This window comes from Spiroplasma endosymbiont of Polydrusus cervinus (genome assembly GCF_964019755.1).
Taxonomy (GTDB): Bacteria; Bacillota_I; Bacilli_A; order Mycoplasmatales; family Mycoplasmataceae; genus Spiroplasma.
In genome coordinates, this window is sequence record NZ_OZ026469.1 from 545,456 (window position 1) to 565,782 (window position 20,327).

Consider the following 20,327-nt stretch of genomic DNA (forward strand, 5'->3'; position numbering starts at 1 on the left):
GCATACAGTTCACTAATTATTCTGCTTTTTGATTATCAGATTTTGGTTTCACTGTTTTTTTGTTAAGTTCTTTTTGTACTCTTGATGCTTTTTCTGTTTGTTTTACTAACTCTTCTTTTTTATTAAATTTAGATTTAAATCTTTCAACACGGCCAGCTGCATTAGCAAACTGTTTACTACCGGTATAGAAGGGATGGCATGAAGAACACGTATCAACTTTTAATTCTTCTCCTTTAGTAGAACCACTTGTGTAATCTGTTCCACAAGTTGTACACATGATTTTAGTATCAAAATATTTTGTATGGATTCCTTCTCTTGCCATATAACTCACCTCACTTTTAATAATATGACTGCATATTATTTGCACATAAACAATGATAACACATATTTAAGTAAAAACAAAGATTATTAAATAATCTTTGCAAATTTGTATACTGTAAAACTAAATCATAAAAAGTTAACTAAATTAATAGTTAACTTTTTATGATTTAGTTTTACAGTATACAAAAAGTAATATTTAATTTGTAATTTGGAACGTATGTCATTTCAGATGCTAAAGCATCAGAGACAGCCAAAATTTTTGAACCTGGTTTAGCACTAACAATTGCTCCTGCTCCATTATTTGTAAAAGTTACTAAAATTTCATCATATCAAATTGCGTTATATTGATCAGCAAATTCTTTTCCTAATAATTTAGTAACAAGTTCATAACGAAGTTCATCTTCATTTTCTTTTGTATAAGTCTTATCTAATTTAACGACATTTTCTTTCGTTCCTGTTGGATCTGCATTATCTTGATTTAAAAACTTACGCGGTGTTGTATAAATTTTAAAATTAGCTGATAATGTCGATAAATTAATAATACCTTCAACTTCAGTCTTGATTTGTAATATTCCTTCTCCGTTTTCATTAATTTCTAACTTAATTCCGCCTTTCACAATTGCATTAAACATTGCATTAAACATTGCTGTTTTATATAAATTAGCAAAACGATTTCGATCCCCAACAAATTCCATAATAGCTGCTGTCATGGACGCTTTTCCATCTGTTGGTTTATTTTGATATTCTGCCCAAAGTTTCTCAGTAATATAAATATCCCCTACGTTACTCAAAGGGAATGCCTCTGGAAATGTAACTGGCTCATCAACAATTTCAACTGCTGATCCAGTAAAGTTACCATCAACTTTTGGGGTAATTATTCATTGTTGAGTATTATCTTGATCAAATTTTACATCAACATCGTCAAAAGTAAAATTTATTCCATTTAAATTATTAACAACCATTAATACTTCTGCTGCTTCTAATTTTACCTTAACGTTATTTTTTTGTTCACCATTCTCATATGGTAGTGAAGTAAAAGTAATAATTTTACTAATATCATTTGTGGATCATTTTAAATTGATTTCTTTTGTTAAAAAAGGACGGTTTGGTGCATCCGGCATAAAACGAATTGTTGCTTTTTTCATACCTGGTGCTAAGTCAACATCCAAGTTATCAACATTATAACCTTGTTTCTTTAAATTTGCTTTAATAGCTGCAATAGTTGGAACCCCAGTACCTTCATCTCCTTTATCAATGTTATGACACACTGTAATTGTGCTAGCAATTGGGGCTGTTAGTGCAAAAGATGTTAAAATTATCATTAATTTTTTCATTATTTTATTCTCCTTTAATTTTATTTTAATAAATTTTTGCTAAATAAGCAGTAGCAAAATTGGTAATTTAGTTTTACAGTATACATAGCAATAGTTTTAATAATTTTTCTAATCCCTTCCATTTTATATTATTCATTAAAATTTAATAATTTTGTAAATAATGTTCAACATTCATTGCGGGAAATTTTATTCCGACTTGATGTTTTAATAAAATAATCACTATCAGCAAAATTTAATTTCGCTTTAATAATTTTTTCTTGTTTTTGAATATCATTCTTTTTTACCTTATCAAGTTTTGTTCCAATTAAAACTGTTAAAATATTAAAATGTTTTAAATACTGATACATTTCATAATCATCTTGTGTTGGTGGGTGCCGTAAGTCAACTAATAGACAAACAAATTTTAAATTATTACGTTGTGTTAAATATTCCTCCATCATTTTGGCAAAACTAGTCTTATGTTGATCATTCACTCTTGCAAAACCATAGCCCGGAGCATCAACAATGCGAAATTGATTATTATTAATTGCAAAAAAATTTAACATTCTTGTCTTTCCAGGCGTTTGCGAAACTTTTGCTAATTGACGGTGATTTATTAACATATTTAAAAAACTTGATTTACCAACATTACTTTTCCCTAAAAAAGCAATTTCCAATAAATCATCATTAATTCAACCCGCCTTATTAACCGCTGAGGTAATATAATTTGCATTCTTAAACTTAAACATTATTTCTCCTCCATCTGACGATTAATTTCATACATTAAAATTGTTCCTGCTTGGGCAACATTTAATGATTCAAACTGAGGATTAATTTTAATTTGGACATTATAATCACTAATCGCTTGCAAAGTGGTTAAAAGACCATGCCCTTCATTTCCTAAGGCTAATATATAGTGTTCATTTGGATTAAACTGACAATCTTGCAACAAAATTCTTTCTTGTTTTAACCCCGTTGTAATTATTTTATACTGTTTTAATTGTAATGTTTTAATTTCATTTAAATTGACTTCTTTAATAGCCGTTTTAAAAATAGCGCCTTGACTAGCCCGTAAGACTTTGTCATTAAAAAGGTCAACAGAATGATTATATAAAATAATATTAGTAAAACCAAAACCAAGGCCAGTTCGGATTAATGTCCCTAAATTACCAGGATCTTGAATGTTTTCTAATAAAAGAATATTTTGACTAAAGTCAAAATTATTTTGTTGACTAAGTTTCTGTAAATCAATTACGCCAATAATATTTTGGCTGTTTTTACTTTGACTTAATTTCGCTAAAATCGGCTCGGAAGATATTGTTAATAAAACACCCTTCAGATTTTTTAATTTTAGGTGCTTTGTTTTTGTTGTTAAAATTTCAACCAAAAGACCACGCTGTAATGCTTCATCAATAATGTTTCAACCTTCAATTAAGGCTAAATTAAACTCTTTCCGATATTTTTTTTCTTTTAATTTCGCTAATAATTTAATATGTTCATTTTGGGTCGAATTAATTTCGCGATAATCCATAGGTCCTGTTCTTTCTCTTTTAATTAACATACATAAAACCAACTAAATATTTTTTCGTTTTGGGATCATCCCATTTTTGTTTTGTTTTCATTGTTTCCCGCATTACCACAGCCATTGCCCGGGGGCGTTTTGGTGGGTCTTGCATTTTCCCTAATAAAACTGCTAAAGCAGTTTTATTACTAGCTTCTTTATTATAATCTTCAGCATCCTTAATCCCAACTTGTTTCGCCATAATTTTAACCTTATTTTTTTCATATCATCGTTGAAACTTTTGATATTTTTCAAAAGGTCATTCTTTTTCTTCTCAAGTTAAAAAGATCCGTTCTTTTTTTTCATCTCAACTAGATAAATAATCGCGGAAATTGGTTTGGGAAGTTGGTCCTTGTTCCATCATTTTAAAAGTTTGGTCGATTGTTACTTCTAATGTATCATAGCCATAACCAATAAAAGCATTTCCAATTCAATGATGTTTATAAATTGGTTTTAATGGATTAAGAGGTTCAGTAAAAGTAACGGCATATGATCAATACTTATCATCCGCTTTGCTACGAAAAATTTCATAACCAAATTTGTGGTGTTTAATTACAACTGAATCTTTTTTAACTTTACAAACTAAATGCTTAAAAGCTTTTACAATAAGATTAATTTCTAACTCCGTTAAGGGTGCTTTTAATCTTGGCTGCTTTAATTTTAAAATTTGCTCTGTATAATATGACGGCATAAACGAAACCTCCTTTACAATTAAAATCAATTACTATCTATCATTTTATCTTGGATAATTTAGTAAGTAGCGGCATAATTCAAAAATGGTATACTGTGTATACTATAAAAATAAATCATAAAAAGCTAATAAAATTATAACAAATTAAAAATAAAAAACAATAATCACAAAAAATATTAAATTAAAAATATTTTTTTAATATTTATTTTTAAAATGGCGTTGTGTAGATACAAACGGCAAATTTATATCTTGTTAAATTAATAATAAAATATTTTTAATAAATTACAACCATTTTCTCAAAAAAAAATAAATTTTTGTTATTTTATTTTATTTTAAGTATATTTAAGCACACTGAAAAATAATTTATTAATTTTAAACTAATAAATTTATTTAATATTTTGTAAAAACATTGCTTTTGCACTTATTCAATTCAAACACGGTCGGAGTTTATCATTTATAACATTAACTACTCAATCTATCATTTTTTGACTAACATTATTAAAATCTGTTCCCTTGGGAAGTCAATATCTAAATTCGCCATTCATATGTTCAATTAATGGTTTTTGTTGTGGTTTACCAGGATCACAAAAATAAACTTGTGTTTCAGAAAATATTTCCATTTCTCTCCATTTACTAAATTCTTTCCCGCGGTCTGTTATTATTCCTTTCATTTTCCTGTAAATTGTAAATACCAAATTATAAAAAGTTAACTAAATTAATAGTTAACTTTTTAAGTTAATTATAGGAGGTTGAAATTATGCAAATAAAGCAATATTTAATTTTGCGGTCGTTAGTAAAAAAGTATGATAAAGATATTGTTATTAATAGACTGCACCCAAAAAAGTAAGTAAAGAAAAAAAGTCTTTGCTAAATTTTTATAGGGGGTGCATTTTTATGTGGCAATAAAAGGACAAAAATTTAATAAATATACAGCATATTTTCGAAAAATGATAGTACAAGAGGTTAAAAATAATAGTATAAGTTTTATTGCAAAAAAATATCAAATTAATAAAAAAACTGTTGCTTCATGGTATGAAAATTTTAAGAAAGGAATTTTAAACACCAATAAAGGTCCAAAAGAATCATTTGAAAAAAGAGATTTAAACTATTACAAAGTTAGGTATGAATTACTAAAAAAGCTTCATGACTTTTACAATTAAATAAAAGAAAAATTGTATCTTTTATCAAAGAAAACATTAATAAATATCCACTAAATTTATTACTTGATATAACAGATTTAAAGCGTAGTTATTGAGATAAATATAAAAATTATTCAAGTAATGGTAAGGATAGCAAATCATTAAAAAATATTGTAAAAGTCTATGAAGAAAATTTAAAACAATTTGGTTATCGTCGAATTACCAAATATTTAAAAGAAGATTATGGCATTGTTTATAATGCTAAGAAAGTATTGCGAATTATGAAAGAAAATAATATTCAAGCTGAATATGTAAAGCGTATGCGTAGAAAAATATTAATAAAACAAAATAGAAATAAAAATATAATTAAATATCCTGATTTAGTAAATCGTAATTTTAATGATATTAAAGAAAGATTTTCAATTTTATTTACTGATGTAACTTATTTAATTTGAAATGGTAAAAAACATTATCAATCAATAATACTTGATGGATATACTAAAGAAATTATTGATGTAAAATGATCAAAATTTAATAATAACAAACTTGTAATTGATAATTTAAATGATGCAATTAATAAAATTAAAAAAATAAAAAAAGATTTAAATAAAATAACAATTCATTCAGATCACAGACATCAATATACATCTAAAGATTACAATAGTAAATGTTTAGATAACAAAATTATAATTTCAATGGGTAAAAATTATCATTGTGCAGACAACATTATTATTGAAAGTTTTCATTCATTACTTAAAAAAGGAACAATCCATAATAAAAATTATAAATCTCATAATGAATATATTAATGATGTTAAAAAATGAAATAAATGATATTCAAACCAAAAAGAAAAATATATAATAAATGAAAGTTTGTAAACCTTTTTATTAATACTTACTAAACAGGGGGCAGTCTATTTAAATTTTGTTACAATTTCGCTAGCACTATGATTTTTTAATTTCACTGCAAAGTAATTGTTACTTGACTGTTCAACTAATACCAAACAACTAGATTGGTAGTGTTTTCCCACAACAGTATCCATTTCAAATCAACCAACATCAGTCTCTTTATTTTCAATATCTCATATTGATTTAAAATTAATTAATTTTCCACGATTATCATTTTGTTTTGTTTTATATTTTTTACCACGATGAGGAAAATTTTCTTTTCTTAACCCTAATTTTCCTAAACGAATTAATTTATATAAAGCTTTAACACAAATAGGAAATTTAACACCAAATTTTATAAAATAACGATAAATCAATTATTGGGGTGTATCGTGGTATTTATTAAATCTTGTTTTAATAAAATCTAACTGATCTTTTGTAAATTCAGGTATTTTTTTAATACATTTTTTACGCTTTTGTTTATAATCTTTGTGAGCATCTGATGGCTTATAATCTTGTATATTTTTAAATCGCTTAATTTCTCTTTTAACAGTATTAATCCCGCGACCCATTTGTCTTGCTATTTCAGATAAATTAATCGTGCCATTTTTCTTTTTACAAGTATCAGATAATAATAAATCCTTAAAAAATCTCGTTCATCAAATATTAAATGTTTAAATTTTTTTATTTTTATACAAATTACCTTCATTTTTTCTTATAATGTATTATATATAAAATAAAGAGGTTAATAAATATGCAAGAATTTAGTAAATTTAACAACAAAAAACGAATTATTAGTTATGAACATTTAAATAAAAAATATGATTTAAATTTTAGTGACTATAATTTTGGTTTTGATTGAGAAATATTTAAAAATTTTGTTGGTGATAGTTATGCTCGATATTTTACTTTGCCAAGTTTTTTTAAATTTGTTTCAGCCGGAAGAGGCACTAATAAAACATGAAATCACCTAGCAGAAAATTTATTTTATGCTTGCAATTTTACCGATGCTTCGTCAAACATTTTACGACGATACGCCAACACACACGAAGATACTACATTTGGTGATACAATTAATGTATGTAATTATTTATATGATAAATATGGGGTTGATATAGGGCCTGATAATGAAAATGGTGTTGTTTGACCTAAAAATATTAAATAAGGTGGCGAAATTTTTTTCCTAGTTGTATTCGCATATCTTTTGTTGGTTATGCGAATGGTAATAAAATTATGGGGAAAGTTAATAAAGGGAGTGGTATTATATCGGTATGAACAGACAAAATGATCCACACCAAAGAAAAAAATCTTAACTGATAAAGAATTAGATAAAAGATATAATAATTTAAGAATTTCAATGTTTCGTTCTAAAATTTTAAAGGTATCTTATCAAAAATAAACGGATGAAAATAATAATGAACAATATAATTTAGATAATCCTATTCTGTATACTGTAAAACTAAATCATAAAAAGTTATTATTAAAACGAATGGTTGAATTGCTTCTTCTGGTGTAGTTTTCAACAATAAATTATATTTTGGATCAGGAGATAATAATGTTTATGAATATGATCCAGTAACAAAACAACAAAAAGTTGTTATTAAAACAGAAAAAGCGGAATTTTTTTGATCTTCAGGGGTGGTTTTAAATAATAAAATATATTTTGGTTCAGATGATAAAAATTTTTATGAATATGATCCTAATTATTATAATTTAGGACAAATTAATAATAATTTTGATAGTGTAATTTTAAATGAATTAAATTATTTAAATCCTGAATTAGATATTTCACAATTAGAAATTATTAACAAAACAAATAATTCAGCTATAGTAAAAGAAAAAATAATAGTAATAAATATTTTTCTAAAAATAATAAAATATATTATATAATTAATCAACAAAATAAAATTGTTAATTTAAATGAATTAATTAAAAAAGCAGTATTTTTTAAATTTCGAGATGAGAATCCCAATTTAAAATTTAAAAAAATAAATTATATTAATACTAATAATTTAAATTTTGGAAATATTGAAGCAAAAAGAAACGAAGATTTAAATTGGGGTGTTAATTATAAAAGTGTTTGTTTTACTATAAAAGAACGGAAAAACAATTCTTCAATTATAAAAATACTTTTAATACCTAAATGTGAGTATAATCAGAAATTAAAATTTATGTTTCAAGTTACAAAAGGAATAAATAAAAATGGGCAAGATAATACAAAAATGGCTGAATTTTAAATATGGATAATGAAAATAAATTAGTAGACTTTGTAAATATTAATTATCGAGATGAAATAAAAACACATACTTTATCAAATAATTTTGATTTATCAAACACAAATAAACAAGAATAAGAAATAATTTTATATCCATTTAATGAGCCAGAAGTTGAAATAGAACTTGCCCCCCCCATGAAAAAATTAACAATTCTTTATTCAGTCAGAGAAAGAAAATATGAATCTATATTAAATTTAAAACAAAAAATTACCGGAACTATTACTGCCAAAATAATTAATGATAATAATGAAGAGCAAATAGTTACATTATCAATTAAAGAAGCACTGCAAATATTACAAAAATATAATTTATTGCCAAATAAAATTATTATCAATGAAGATAATAGCATAACTTTTAATGGAAAAGCATTTATTTCATTAATAAGAGATGATAAACCAAAGTTAATTTTAAACGTGTAAATTGTAAATACCAAATGTTTTTTATTTTATGTCTACTTTTTGGGCATCGTTCCATCACACAAGAATTGTTTTTTTGCCGGTTCATCGTACAGGACGTCATTTTAAAAATAAATATTAAAAACAATATTTTTAATTTAATATTTTTTGTAATTATTGTTTTTTATTTTTAATTTGTTATAATTTTATTAACTTTTTATGATTTAGTTTTACAGTATACACTGGATTATTAATAAGTGAGGCAGAAAAATGAAGATACATCCCCTTGTGAAAGAAGTTTTAATTACTACTGAAGAAATTTACCAAAAATGTTTTGAATTAGGTCAAAAAATTAGCCATTATTATTTTAATGAACATCCAGCTCAAGATAATACGATTTTATGTTTAGGTCTATTAAAAGGATGTATACCTTTTATGGCGAAACTTATTCCTCAATTAGTTGGCGTTGAATGTGAAACTGAATATATGGTTGTTTCATCTTATTTTGGCGGGGTTAAAAGCAATGACACACCACAAATTTTACTTGATTTACCAATGCCGATAACAAATCGTGATATTTTATTAGTCGAAGATATTATTGATAGTGGTAAAACAATTAAAATGATAAAAGACTACTTATATCTCAAAGGAGCACGAAGTGTTAAAGTTGTTACTTTATTAGATAAGAAAGCCGGTCGTAAAGTAGACTTAGTTGCTGATTGGTATGGGTTTGATGTTCCACCGGCTTTTTTAATTGGTTTTGGATTAGATTACCAAGAACGATTACGAAATTTACCATATATTGCGATTGCTAATCAGGATAAAATAAAAAACTGAAAATGAACAACAAAAAGATAACTTAAAAAATGTATGATAAAAAGAATCAATTATTGGAGGAATAAATGAAAAAACTAACGACAAGAATGATTACAATTAATAGTATTATTATTGCAATTTTTTTATTGTTTGTCCTAGTTTCTTATTTAGGCTATATTACTATTGGACCAGTTAGTTTAACATTAATGCATATTTTATTTTTAATTGGGATGTATGCCTTATATATTACAATGAATTTAAATTTAATTTGAGCAGGTTTAATTTATGGCCTTATTTTTGGGTTATCATCATTAATTCAAACACTTATTTCGCCAGGGATAACTAACTTTATTTTTCTTAATCCATTATTTTCCGTTGTTCCACGTGTTTTAATGGGACTTTGTATTGGGGTTTTAGCTTATTTATTAACAAAAGTTTCAGTTAAAATTGAAACAAAGATTTATTCTAACGAGATTACCGAGTTAACTTGATATCAGCGTCATTATTTAAAAATTTATAATATTATTATTGCTTTTACGGCGGCAACTTTAAATACTATTTTTGTGTTAGGATTTATGTATTTTATTGGTCCTTTAATTTATACTAAGCCAGATCAACAAGCTTTCTTTCAAGCTTTTACTTGAATTATTTTAGCAACTAATTACTTACCAGAAATGTTATTAGCTATGGCAATTTTCCCTCCGGTGGCATACGCTTTAAAGAACCTTTATATGTAATAAATTAATTGACTTTATTCAAAATATGATTAAGATTGCATTCTTTATTAGAAAATTAAAAAAGGCATCATGTACGATGAAGCTCCAAAAAACAACTCTTGTTAAATAAAAAGAGTTGTTTTTTATTTATAAAACAAAAATTATTAATTGATTCAGAGAAAGGACAGCATCTTAAATTTTAAAATAGAAACTTTTTATCACAATTTTTGTTACCGTATTTAATTTGTGTTAGACATTTATTAAAAATCTTAGAAATCTTTACAAAGTGTAACTGTTTTTCTTCTATTTTACGGTGTTGTCCTTTCTCTGTTTTAGTTAATTAATTTGCTAATAAATAAAAAAATTAATAAAGAAAGGAGTAAGTAATGGCAATTAATAAGCAACAATAAATTTGCGATATTGATAACTGCTATAAAACAATATCGTTCATTACCGAAGAATTTGTATCAAATAGAGTTTTATGAACTTGTGAAAAACATAAAGATTTATTAAATCGAACAAAAGATAAAAAACAAAAGCGGTTTTATAAATGCTTAGAAAATTCAAAAATTATCTTTGATGATAAAACTGGTTCTTTTAAACTTAAATTTTATAAAACAACTTAATGTAGTGTGGAACGGTTATTTATTAATAATTAAGTACTAAATGGATTAAATAATTCATTTTCCACAGCCAGCCGAGGCAAGTACTGAAATAGTGTATGAGGAAATATGTAAATCGGCGCTGGTTATATTTAACTAAGCGATAGTCGTGATAAGTGTATGGCCAACATCAAACGACAATAAATATTGAGATGATCACTTTATAAATAAATTTGCGATAGATATTACTTCTTAGAAGTGACAGCGGTTTAAAACAAACCACAAAGCCAGCACCAGACTTTTCAAGGTGCTAGTGAATTTATTTTAAAAAATGAACGTTTTGACCTGAAATGGCGCGGATGAAGAGAGAGAATTATCTGACGTAAACAATAAAAAACAACTGTCGATTATTGAATAATATACCGCAACCGCTCACCCTCAAAGTGAAGCGGGCGGCGAAGTAAGTAAATAGATAAATACCTTAATTATATAACTAATTCTCGCTTTGGTACTTTCACTTGGGAGTGGGTGCCAGCGAGTTAAAAAAAGAGAATTAAAACAATTAATAAAATAATTTAACGAAGGGATATATATGAAAAAGAAAAAGTTAAATAAATACATAATTAATAAATTAAATCAAATAATGCTTAGAAGTTACCCTGTATCACTTGATGATATTACTGATGAACATTGAGCATTAAACAATAAAAAGAATTAGGAGGAATAAGAAAATGTCATATTGTATTAGGGATTACTTAAATGAAAAATGAATTAATAATAAAGCATTAAAAATTAGTAATAAAGATATTATTTATGCACAAATTGATAGTGATTATGATATGAGTTGAGAATTAAATTTATATCTTAAATTTGGTAATGAAGAAAGATATATAGGTAATGTTTTATTGTCAACAGATTTTGACTTAAATTTAAAATGATATGAAATTGATGAAGTTAAAGGTTTAATAGATGATTATTTAGAAGATGAAGAAGCAGATTACGAGGTGATAAATTATGAATAATATGTGAAAAAATGAGGATGGTTATGTTTATACAGAAGAAGATTTATTTAATATAGCATTAGAAGAATGTCATTCAGAAGAGAGTGCTTATGAAGATATTGATAATTTAATTGAAGAAATGCAATTAGAGGAAATTTAATAATGGCAGATTTAATATTAAATAATCAAATTAAAAATATTACTTATCCATTTTATTTAAAGGTAATGATTTTAAAAAATTAAGTTTAAAAGCATTACCAATTAAAAATTGAATTGATAATCATGGTCAAGAATTAACAGAGTTTATCTATCGTCACCTTAATCATTATACATTAAATGGTTATCAAGATATACATTTAAAAGATATACCCAGTGCTATTAGTAAAATTGATTTTGTTTTTAGAGAACCATTAGAATTAATAAAAGATTTTAAAGATGAATTAAATCGAATTAGAGTTAATATTATTAATTTAGAAAAAATACTTCAAAATAATAAAATTTAAATTAAAAATAGCCTAATACAAGTTCAATATTTAAAACAACAACAGTTTATTCAAACGAAAGTTTTTTACCATGAAGTATTGCCAAAGATTATATAAAAGGAAAAGATATTTTAGGTTTATTGGGTGTTAAAGAATTAAATATTGTTTTATTAAATTATCTGACTTATCGTTATAATTATGATCGCAAATTTCAAGGTGCAAAATATGATGAAAAAGGTAATCCTACCAATAAAGCAGCAGAATTACGTCAAAAATTTGAAGGACAAAAATCCGAAGATGTTATTGATGGTTTATTTGAAAACTGAAAATTAGATAATTCAACATCTATTAACGAAAATGCTGTCAAAACATTTAAGCAAATTATCTATATGCTTTCAAATTATACATATAGTAAATACGCCATTAATAAAGGTTATAATGATGATGTTAAATTAATTGCTCCATATTATTTTTAATTAATTTCAACTCCCAATAAAATAGAAGAGGGTTATTGAGAATTTAAAGATTGCAATGTTAAATTGTTTTCATCTTATTTTGAATTTTATGGTGGTAACAATCCTATTATAAATTATTGAAAAGAAGTTTATGCAAATGATAAAGTATTTAATCAAGTAGATAATAAATGATATTTTGCTGTTTGACGCGGTATTTATAAGAATAATATAACTAATTGAAGAATTATTAAATTTAAACACAATGAATTAAAAAATAAAACTGTAGATAGTTATGATACGTATAAATTAAATTTAATTTGAATTTGATACCCTTTTTCTTGGTGATATGATATTGGAATAGAAACTAAACAAGGGGGATTTAGTGCGTGATGATTTGAAACATACCCAAATATTAAATCTGTTTATCGCTGAGATGGTGATGGCGAACCAAATACACCAGAAATTGATTTTAAAACAGTAAAAATTACAGATTGAAATTTAAAAAATCAAAATAATATAATTAACAATAATGATGAAATTAAAGTAACCGTTAAAAACAAAGATATTTCAGAAAATCCTATTTATCAATTAGAAAGCAATTATTTTAATTGATTATCAATGACAAATGAATTAGAAACAAATAATATATCTTCACTTATTCCGGCAGAAATTAAATTATCTGATGGTGAATATGGTAAATATTTAACTAATTTAATTGTTTCTAATTACAAAATAAAAAAATTATTAAATTTATTTTCTACAATAAAAAATAGTCTTTATTCTAAATTAAAATGAATAAATTTAATTAATCACGTAAATGAGAACTTTGTTAAATTATCTTTTTTACAAAGCATTAATATTTTAAATCAAATTGAAATATCAGCAATATGAGGTTATGGAAATTATGATATAAATATTTTTATTGAAAAACCAAATGAAAAAATTATTGCAGGAAAAGATATAAATTTAGAATTAATTAAAAGTTGTCCTATTGGAACCAAAGTTAGTGGAGTTAAGGATAGAAATACATATCTTATATTAATTGAAGATGATATATGATATTTATATAAAAATGGTATTGAAGATGAAAAATCTTATTCAAATAAAGCGGTTGCTGATTTTTTAAAACAATCAAATAGTGTAATATTTTCTTATTTGCCAAAAAAAGAACAAATTGAAATTAATAATTTAAAACTATTTAATAAGAATAACGAAAAATTATCATTGATTACATTAGAAATATAAAAAGAAGTTAATAAAATATTTAACTTCTTTAATTATTTTGATTTATAATTTTTCCTGTTTTAAAATCAATTTCTGGTGTATTTGGTTCGCCATCACCATCTCAGCGATAAACAGATTTAATATTTGGGTATGTTTCAAATCATCACGCACTAAATCCCCCTTGTTTAGTTTCTATTCCAATATCATATCACCAAGAAAAAGGGTATCAAATTCAAATTAAATTTAATTTATACGTATCATAACTATCTACAGTTTTATTTTTTAATTCATTGTGTTTAAATTTAATAATTCTTCAATCAGTTATATTATTCTTATAAATACCACGTCAAACAGCAAAATATCATTTATTATCAACCTTATTAAATTGTTTTTCTTGTGATGATATTCATTCTAAAGCACCATCTTTTGTTTTTATATTGTTTTTATCTTTTAGTTCTTTTAATTGTTCTTCGGTATAGGTATATTGTTGTGGTTTATTACAAGCAATTAAACTTGTTGTACTTGTTCCAATTAAAGTGATAGTTCCTAAAAAACTTAATATTTTTTTCATATTTTAATCATTATATAATCTAATACCATTGCCGATTTTCATTCAAAGTGCACCCCCAGAAAGAGAGGCGGCAGGATCTCCTTTTTGAGCACAAAGTATTTGAATATATCAATTATTATTTTCTAAAAAATAAGTTATTCCAATTCATTGTTTCATTTTTATCGAAGCAAAACCAGAAGAATCTTCTTTGTCTTCAAGATTATGATTTGCATATTGATACGCCTTTTCATTAGAAACAATTTTTTTATTTTTTAAAAAAATATTTTTTAATTCTTTATTTGAAAAATAATCATTGATATTTGTACCATAATAACGATCATTACCTCAAGAAGAATATACTGATGTTTCGCCTATAAAACTAATTTTTTTAAAATCATTAGGATTAACTTTTCCTAAATTAATTGTTATAAAATGACCTTGTTGAAAATCATTAATATTATCACTTTTTCAATTAGTATATTTTGTTTCAAATTCAATATATTTTTTATCATCATTAAAATAAATAATTTTTTCTAAAATAGGACAATATTCATTATTATTTAAATCTGTAAAAATAATATTACTACAAACTTTTTGTAAATTGTTAATATCTCTTTTCCCATATCTATTTTTACAAATGTTTCAATAATATAAAGCTGCTCCCAAAGAAATAATTGCAATATTTCTTGCTGGGTCAATATTAACGAACCTGTCTAATGTACTAAAATTAATAGAATTATGGTCTCAATTAGTTACTATACTATGAATATTAGTTTGATTATTATCATGATTTCAATAAATAATACCATTATTTTGAATTAAAGTATTTGAAATTAAATTAAAAATACTTCTAAATCTTAAAGTTTCCGATGTTGCTAAAATAACACGAGATAAAGCAGCTCTAATTATATTATCGTTTCTTCTGTATCTTTCATCTGATCCATAGTTTGTTAAATCATTAAAAGCTTGTACTATACTTGCCCAGCCAATTTGTGGATTTCCACTAATAAGAGAATTATAATTAGAATCAAAATTTAAGTTTCTAGAAGTTTGACCATTAATACTTGTTATTGTAGAATCAGAAAAATGATAAAAAGTTTCATTATATGTAAAACCTTGTAAATATAAGTCTCTTGCTCTAAAAATTAAATCAATGTTTTGATTATTATCATAATTAATATTTACAGGAATAACAAAATAAATAGAATTATTTCCTTCTAAATTTCTATTTATAGAATAAGGTTGCTCTGCAGAACCATCTGAATTATCAAAAACTCTTTCAATTATATTTTGTTGTAATAAAAAACCAATTATTGCTGAAATTCCAGATTGATAGGACATATTTTGATAATCATTATTATTAATGTGTAATCTTCCATCCCATCTTAATAAAGTATTTTCTATATTTTTATTACATACATTTTGTTTTTTCTTATTTGGAGCTTGTCTTTTATATCTATTTAAAGTTTCTAAATTATTTGTTTGTAAATTAGTATCATTATTTAATTTTTCTTCTTTTTGATAAGGACTAGCGGCAATTGTTGTTGGTACAGCATTTCCACTAATTGTTAATACACTTAATAAACTTAAAAGTTTCTTCATTTTATATAATTTCCTTTCTTATCTTGAATTTTTTATCAAGATCTATTTACATTATATATATATATATATACAAGCACTTTTGAGTATATTTTTAGAAAGGAAATTATTTAAATGATTATTATTGTGTGATTATATTGTACTAAACTGGGCTCGCGGTGATTTCCATAAGTTTTGCGAAAAATTACTTAAAGTTTAAAAAAACTTTTGCCGCGCTTTTCAAAATACTTGGGAAAAATTCTAAGCGTTAAGCGAAGAATTTTATAAAGGTTCCCAAATTTGTTTGAAAGAACCTCAAAATCTTTTTTAACTTATAAGTCATTTTATCACAAAAATTTAAGAAAATCAACCGCTCGCCCAAAACCTCAAAAAAATATATAATTAGCTTTATATATAAAAGAAAGGATTTTTTAAAATGGATAAAACAAAGCATCATTTTACTTTTAAAGAAAGAGTAATGTTAAAAGATTTATTAGAACTTGATTCTTTAAAAAGAAAAAATGGTAAACCCAATATATCTAAAATAGCAAAAATATTGCATAAAAATCGCAATACAATTAGACGAGAAATAAAAAGGTTAAAAGATAATGAATATGACGCTAAATTAGCATACGAAGATTATTTACAAAAACGACAAAAATGTTTTAAAAAATCATCATTATTGCTAAATATTTTAGAATGACTAGATGAAAAATATAACAAATTTCATGATTCACCAGAACAAATCTGTAAAAAATATGAAAAAGAGTTTGGTATTAAATTTCCGGTATGTTTTAAAACTTTATATAAATATATTCATTTGGGATTTTTAAATTTCAAGAAAGATAATTTGTATTTTCATGGTATAAAATATAAAACAAAAAATAGAATTGATAACCGTGGAAAAATAAGAAATTTTAGAACTATTGAAGAAGCAAAACATGATAAATATGAATTTGGTTGATTTCAAATGGATACTATGGTTGGTAAAAACAATAGTGTTTGTTTAGTTTTAATCGAAGAATTAACCCAATTTAAAATCATTGAACCATTAAAAGAAAAAACAACAAAAGAAGTTACAAACGCAGTAGAACGAATTTTTTCTAACAGATTTTTCAAAGATAGATGCAAAGGAATAATAACAGATCAAGGCAAAGAATTTGCTGATTGAGAAAAAATTGAAAAAATAACAAATGCTAAAGTATATTTTTGTGATGCTGGAACTCCAACACAAAAATCCAAAGTTGAAAGAGCAATCCGCGATTTTAGACATTGATTTTCCAAAGGAATTGATTTAAGTATTTATTCAAGAAATTATTATCAAGAAGTTGCCAATATAATAAACTCTAAACTTAAAAAATCTTTACATTGACTATCTTAAAAAGAAGTTTTTATACAAATGTTTAATTTTTAATATAATTACTTATAAAATTTTAATCATTTTATTTTTCGGTGTGTCAAAATTAATAAATTTAAGACAAAACTACTAAATTTTTTTAAAATAAATTATATTGAACATTTATTTTATTGATGTTATAATGATAACAAATAAACTGCTACACTTCATAGTACAATTTACATATTAAAATCTTTTAAAATATAAATATTATTAGTTCCACCAATATAAATAGAGTTATCTTTATTATTAAATCATATAAATCCTACATATTGTGCAGGAATATCAAGGGCCATAGGACTAATTTCTCCCTTTTTAAAAACATATATTTTTTCGTTAGCTCAAGAACCAAAATACAAATTATCATCTTTATCAATTGCCAACGCAACAATATTACCACTAATATTATTTTATTTTGTTAACTTATTATTTTCTCATTTAAATAATCCTTTTTGTCACATTGCAAAATGACATATATTATTACTATCAATAGTTATTCACCTAACATCTCCTTCGGTTCCATTTATTTTTGTTGCAACTTTTTCATTTGATTTTAATAAATAAACACCTTGTTGTGTGGCAAAATATGTGTCATTATTTTTATTAAAATTAATTGATCAAACTGTTACATCTGGTACTCCATCAATTTTAATAGACGGAACATCTTTAAAGGCTTTTAATTCATCTAATTCATTAGATAATTTAATAAAGTCTTCTTTTGATATAACATCTTCGCGTTTCTGCACACTTTCTCTAATTTTCTTTGCTTCATTATTAAACTGATTTAAGATATTTTCTGCAATTTCTTCACTTAAACCTTGTTCTATTAATTGTTCTTTTGTAAGTGCCATTTTTATAAACTCCTCTTTTTTTATTCTTGTAAGATTAACAAGTCAGCATAAACTCTTTTTTACGGAAAAAGATTAAACCTATAATTTCATTATATACTAATAATTTATAATTACAATATTTTTTATATACACAAATAATATAAATAATATAAAAAAAATAAAACTTAATATTTTTGAATGCTAATTTAGCTCTTAAAACTTGCAATAAGAGTGTTTTAAAAGATAAATTTATTAAAATAAGTGATAATTTTGCTTGTATATATATATATATATATATATATATATACAATAGGGGTAAATCTTGATAAAAAGTTTCAAGATAAAAAAGGAGAAAAACAAGGATGAAAAAATTACTTGGTTTATTAAGTGTATTAACTATTAGTGGAACTGCTGTACCAATAACAGTTGCCGTTAGTAGTTATGAAAAATTAGAAAATAATAAAGCTAATAATTTAGAAAAAATAATTAGAAACAAAAGAGAAAATGAAAGTTTTGATGATTATTATTATTTTGTTAAACAAATACAAGAAACAAATAATCACAGTGTTTTATTTGTAACTTTAAAAACAGAAAATGAAATTTATTTAGGAACTGCTTCCGGTGGCGCGTTTGTTTTTAATTTAAATGAAAATAAATTAATTAAAATTGATGGAGTACCAGATGTAACAGTTTGATCAATTAATTTTAATAAAAATAATGACACATATTTTGCCACACAACAAGGTGTTTATTTATTAAAATCAAATGAAAAAGTTGCAACAAAAATAAATGGAACCGAAGGAGATGTTAGGTGAATAACTATTGATAGTAATAATATATGTCATTTTGCAATGTGACAAAAAGGATTATTTAAATGAGAAAATAATAAGTTAAAAAAATAAAATAATATTAGTGGTAATATTGTTGCGTTGGCAATTGATAAAGATGATAATTTGTACTTTGGTTCTTGAGCTAACGAAAAAATATATGTTTTTAAAAAGGGAAAAATTAGTCCTATGGCCCTTGATATTCCTGCACAATATATAGGATTTATATGATTTAATAATAAAGATAACTCTATTTATATTGGTGGAACTAATAATATTTATATTTTAAAAGATTTTAATATTATTAATAATATTAATTTAGAAGGCCAAGTTTTATCACTTTCAGTTAATTTAGATAATAGTAAAATATATATTGTAACACTTAATAATGGTAATTTTTTATTTAATAAAAAACAAAATAAAATGATAAAAATAGAAGAATTAATTGGGTCACGATCAGTAACTTCAGATAAATATAATAATGTTTATTTTGGAACAAATGCTGCCAAAAAAGGAGTTTACATTTTTAAAAGCTTAAAAGATATAATTAACAAGGAAATAAACAAAAAAGTAAATGAAATTAATCAACTTAAAACAGAATTTAAAACTTATAAAGAAGAATTTAAAAAAATTCCTATGAAGTATGTTTCATTAGATCAAGATCAATTTTTAAAAAGTATAAATAAAACAATAGAAAATATTGATAAAACACAAAATTATTATATATCACAAATTAATATCGATATTAGAAATAATTAACTTGATAGTAATAATCGAATAAATAAAATTATATAAAAAAGAGGTTAATATGAAAAAAATATTAAGTTTTTTAGGAACAATCACTTTAATTGGAACAAGTACAACCAGTTTAGTTAGTTGTCAAAATGATAATAATAAATATAAATATTATTATGATGAGAAAGAACAACCAACACCAACATTAACAAAACCACTAGAAAATAGTAGATGATCCTTAGTTAATAAAAATGAATATAAAAATGAATTTAATAAAAAAATTAATAAATGATATGTTATTGTTTATTTTTCTAAATATAAGAATGAAAATATATTTGCTATTGATAAAGAAAAAATATCTTTTGCTGGTGTAACAGAAGATAATTTCATAGCAGTTGGTGGAGGTCTTTATGTAAATCAAGTAATTTATCGTTGAAATGGCGATAATGAACCTGAAAAACCAACAATAAACAAAAATACTGGTGAAATTATTGATTGAAAAGAACATATAGGAACTTAATGATTTCTATAT

Annotated in this window: 25 protein-coding genes and 2 pseudogenes; 16 read left to right on the forward strand and 11 right to left on the reverse strand. The window is 24.1% G+C overall.

The genetic code is table 4. The annotated features are described in order from the left end of the window. Positions 1-16 precede the first annotated feature (16 nt). The 6 genes and pseudogenes from rpmE to AACK78_RS03445 all read right to left on the reverse strand — a co-directional run. Positions 17-322 carry a 50S ribosomal protein L31 gene (gene rpmE, locus AACK78_RS07500; RefSeq protein ID WP_422396871.1) on the reverse strand — a complete coding sequence of 102 codons (306 nt, stop codon included), beginning with the start codon at positions 320-322 and terminating at the stop codon, positions 17-19. A 172-nt stretch (positions 323-494) separates the two neighbouring features. Next, positions 495-1,655, reverse strand: a complete 1,161-nt coding sequence (locus tag AACK78_RS03425) for a hypothetical protein (protein WP_338956441.1) — start codon at positions 1,653-1,655, stop codon at positions 495-497. 128 nt (positions 1,656-1,783) lie between these two features. Then, positions 1,784-2,383 carry a ribosome biogenesis GTP-binding protein YihA/YsxC gene (gene yihA, locus AACK78_RS03430; RefSeq protein ID WP_338956443.1) on the reverse strand — a complete coding sequence of 200 codons (600 nt, stop codon included), beginning with the start codon at positions 2,381-2,383 and terminating at the stop codon, positions 1,784-1,786. After that, positions 2,383-3,165, reverse strand: a complete 783-nt coding sequence (locus AACK78_RS03435) for an RNA methyltransferase (protein ID WP_338956444.1) — start codon at positions 3,163-3,165, stop codon at positions 2,383-2,385. Before AACK78_RS03435 ends, yihA begins: the two co-directional genes overlap by 1 nt. A gap of 19 nt (positions 3,166-3,184) precedes the next feature. Then, positions 3,185-3,886 carry a hypothetical protein gene (locus tag AACK78_RS03440; protein WP_338956446.1) on the reverse strand — a complete coding sequence of 234 codons (702 nt, stop codon included), beginning with the start codon at positions 3,884-3,886 and terminating at the stop codon, positions 3,185-3,187. A 386-nt stretch (positions 3,887-4,272) separates the two neighbouring features. Next, positions 4,273-4,560: pseudogene (locus AACK78_RS03445) on the reverse strand (IS30 family transposase); the annotation flags it as partial. Positions 4,561-4,782: 222 nt separating this feature from the next. Between AACK78_RS03445 and AACK78_RS03450 the strand changes: the two are divergent. Next, positions 4,783-5,046 (forward strand): hypothetical protein, encoded by a 264-nt coding sequence (locus tag AACK78_RS03450; protein WP_338956310.1) that lies wholly within the window; start codon positions 4,783-4,785, stop codon positions 5,044-5,046. Positions 5,047-5,306: 260 nt separating this feature from the next. After that, complete coding sequence (locus AACK78_RS03455; RefSeq protein ID WP_338956448.1) at positions 5,307-5,903, forward strand: DDE-type integrase/transposase/recombinase; 597 nt, start codon at positions 5,307-5,309, stop codon at positions 5,901-5,903. A gap of 38 nt (positions 5,904-5,941) precedes the next feature. Here AACK78_RS03455 and AACK78_RS07505 read toward each other — a convergent pair. Next, positions 5,942-6,600: pseudogene (locus AACK78_RS07505) on the reverse strand (IS30 family transposase); the annotation flags it as partial. Between the two features lie 66 nt (positions 6,601-6,666). On the opposite strand from AACK78_RS07505, the gene AACK78_RS03470 reads away from it, so the two are divergent. The 10 genes from AACK78_RS03470 to AACK78_RS03515 all read left to right on the forward strand — a co-directional run bounded on the left by AACK78_RS03470 (position 6,667) and on the right by AACK78_RS03515 (position 13,900). Continuing rightward, complete coding sequence (locus AACK78_RS03470) at positions 6,667-7,077, forward strand: hypothetical protein (RefSeq protein ID WP_338956454.1); 411 nt, start codon at positions 6,667-6,669, stop codon at positions 7,075-7,077. Positions 7,078-7,550: 473 nt separating this feature from the next. Beyond that, entirely contained in the window at positions 7,551-7,802 is a 252-nt protein-coding gene (locus AACK78_RS03475; protein WP_338956456.1) for a hypothetical protein, read from the forward strand. A 520-nt stretch (positions 7,803-8,322) separates the two neighbouring features. Continuing rightward, a complete protein-coding gene (locus AACK78_RS03480; protein ID WP_338956457.1) occupies positions 8,323-8,607 on the forward strand; it encodes a hypothetical protein in 285 nt (94 codons plus the stop codon). 246 nt (positions 8,608-8,853) lie between these two features. Further along, positions 8,854-9,441, forward strand: coding sequence for a hypoxanthine phosphoribosyltransferase (gene hpt, locus AACK78_RS03485; RefSeq protein WP_422396872.1), 588 nt, complete (start codon positions 8,854-8,856; stop codon positions 9,439-9,441). Between the two features lie 44 nt (positions 9,442-9,485). Beyond that, positions 9,486-10,136: an ECF transporter S component gene (locus tag AACK78_RS03490; RefSeq protein ID WP_338956461.1), complete on the forward strand. Its 651-nt coding sequence runs from the start codon at positions 9,486-9,488 to the stop codon at positions 10,134-10,136. Between the two features lie 1,173 nt (positions 10,137-11,309). Continuing rightward, positions 11,310-11,435, forward strand: a complete 126-nt coding sequence (locus tag AACK78_RS03495; RefSeq protein ID WP_338956463.1) for a hypothetical protein — start codon at positions 11,310-11,312, stop codon at positions 11,433-11,435. A gap of 13 nt (positions 11,436-11,448) precedes the next feature. Then, positions 11,449-11,739 carry a hypothetical protein gene (locus tag AACK78_RS03500; RefSeq protein ID WP_338956465.1) on the forward strand — a complete coding sequence of 97 codons (291 nt, stop codon included), beginning with the start codon at positions 11,449-11,451 and terminating at the stop codon, positions 11,737-11,739. After that, positions 11,732-11,878, forward strand: a complete 147-nt coding sequence (locus AACK78_RS03505) for a hypothetical protein (RefSeq protein ID WP_338955945.1) — start codon at positions 11,732-11,734, stop codon at positions 11,876-11,878. The genes AACK78_RS03500 and AACK78_RS03505 overlap by 8 nt, the downstream gene beginning before the upstream one ends. Before the next feature lie 462 nt (positions 11,879-12,340). Then, the gene (locus AACK78_RS03510) at positions 12,341-12,676 is read left to right on the forward strand and encodes a hypothetical protein (protein WP_338956467.1); all 336 of its coding nucleotides are present in this window, start codon (positions 12,341-12,343) and stop codon (positions 12,674-12,676) included. A 63-nt stretch (positions 12,677-12,739) separates the two neighbouring features. Next, positions 12,740-13,900: a hypothetical protein gene (locus AACK78_RS03515; protein ID WP_338956468.1), complete on the forward strand. Its 1,161-nt coding sequence runs from the start codon at positions 12,740-12,742 to the stop codon at positions 13,898-13,900. 28 nt (positions 13,901-13,928) lie between these two features. Here the strand turns inward: AACK78_RS03515 and AACK78_RS03520 are convergent, their stop codons facing one another. Further along, a complete protein-coding gene (locus AACK78_RS03520) occupies positions 13,929-14,450 on the reverse strand; it encodes a lipoprotein (RefSeq protein ID WP_338956470.1) in 522 nt (173 codons plus the stop codon). A gap of 3 nt (positions 14,451-14,453) precedes the next feature. After that, complete coding sequence (locus tag AACK78_RS03525; protein ID WP_338956472.1) at positions 14,454-16,031, reverse strand: ribosome-inactivating family protein; 1,578 nt, start codon at positions 16,029-16,031, stop codon at positions 14,454-14,456. Positions 16,032-16,443: 412 nt separating this feature from the next. Here AACK78_RS03525 and AACK78_RS03530 point away from each other — a divergent pair, with 412 nt between their 5' ends. Then, positions 16,444-17,388 (forward strand): IS30 family transposase, encoded by a 945-nt coding sequence (locus tag AACK78_RS03530; protein WP_338954336.1) that lies wholly within the window; start codon positions 16,444-16,446, stop codon positions 17,386-17,388. A gap of 194 nt (positions 17,389-17,582) precedes the next feature. Here AACK78_RS03530 and AACK78_RS03535 read toward each other — a convergent pair whose 3' ends face one another. Then, the gene (locus tag AACK78_RS03535) at positions 17,583-17,786 is read right to left on the reverse strand and encodes a hypothetical protein (RefSeq protein WP_338954338.1); all 204 of its coding nucleotides are present in this window, start codon (positions 17,784-17,786) and stop codon (positions 17,583-17,585) included. A 27-nt stretch (positions 17,787-17,813) separates the two neighbouring features. Next, positions 17,814-18,254, reverse strand: coding sequence for a hypothetical protein (locus AACK78_RS03540; protein ID WP_338954339.1), 441 nt, complete (start codon positions 18,252-18,254; stop codon positions 17,814-17,816). Between the two features lie 341 nt (positions 18,255-18,595). Here AACK78_RS03540 and AACK78_RS03545 point away from each other — a divergent pair, with 341 nt between their 5' ends. The 3 genes from AACK78_RS03545 to AACK78_RS03555 are packed head-to-tail and all read left to right on the forward strand — an operon-like array spanning position 18,596 to position 20,315. Next, the gene (locus AACK78_RS03545; RefSeq protein WP_338954341.1) at positions 18,596-19,135 is read left to right on the forward strand and encodes a hypothetical protein; all 540 of its coding nucleotides are present in this window, start codon (positions 18,596-18,598) and stop codon (positions 19,133-19,135) included. A 27-nt stretch (positions 19,136-19,162) separates the two neighbouring features. Beyond that, complete coding sequence (locus AACK78_RS03550; RefSeq protein WP_338954343.1) at positions 19,163-19,819, forward strand: hypothetical protein; 657 nt, start codon at positions 19,163-19,165, stop codon at positions 19,817-19,819. Between the two features lie 49 nt (positions 19,820-19,868). Next, entirely contained in the window at positions 19,869-20,315 is a 447-nt protein-coding gene (locus tag AACK78_RS03555) for a lipoprotein (RefSeq protein WP_338954345.1), read from the forward strand. Positions 20,316-20,327 lie beyond the last annotated feature (12 nt).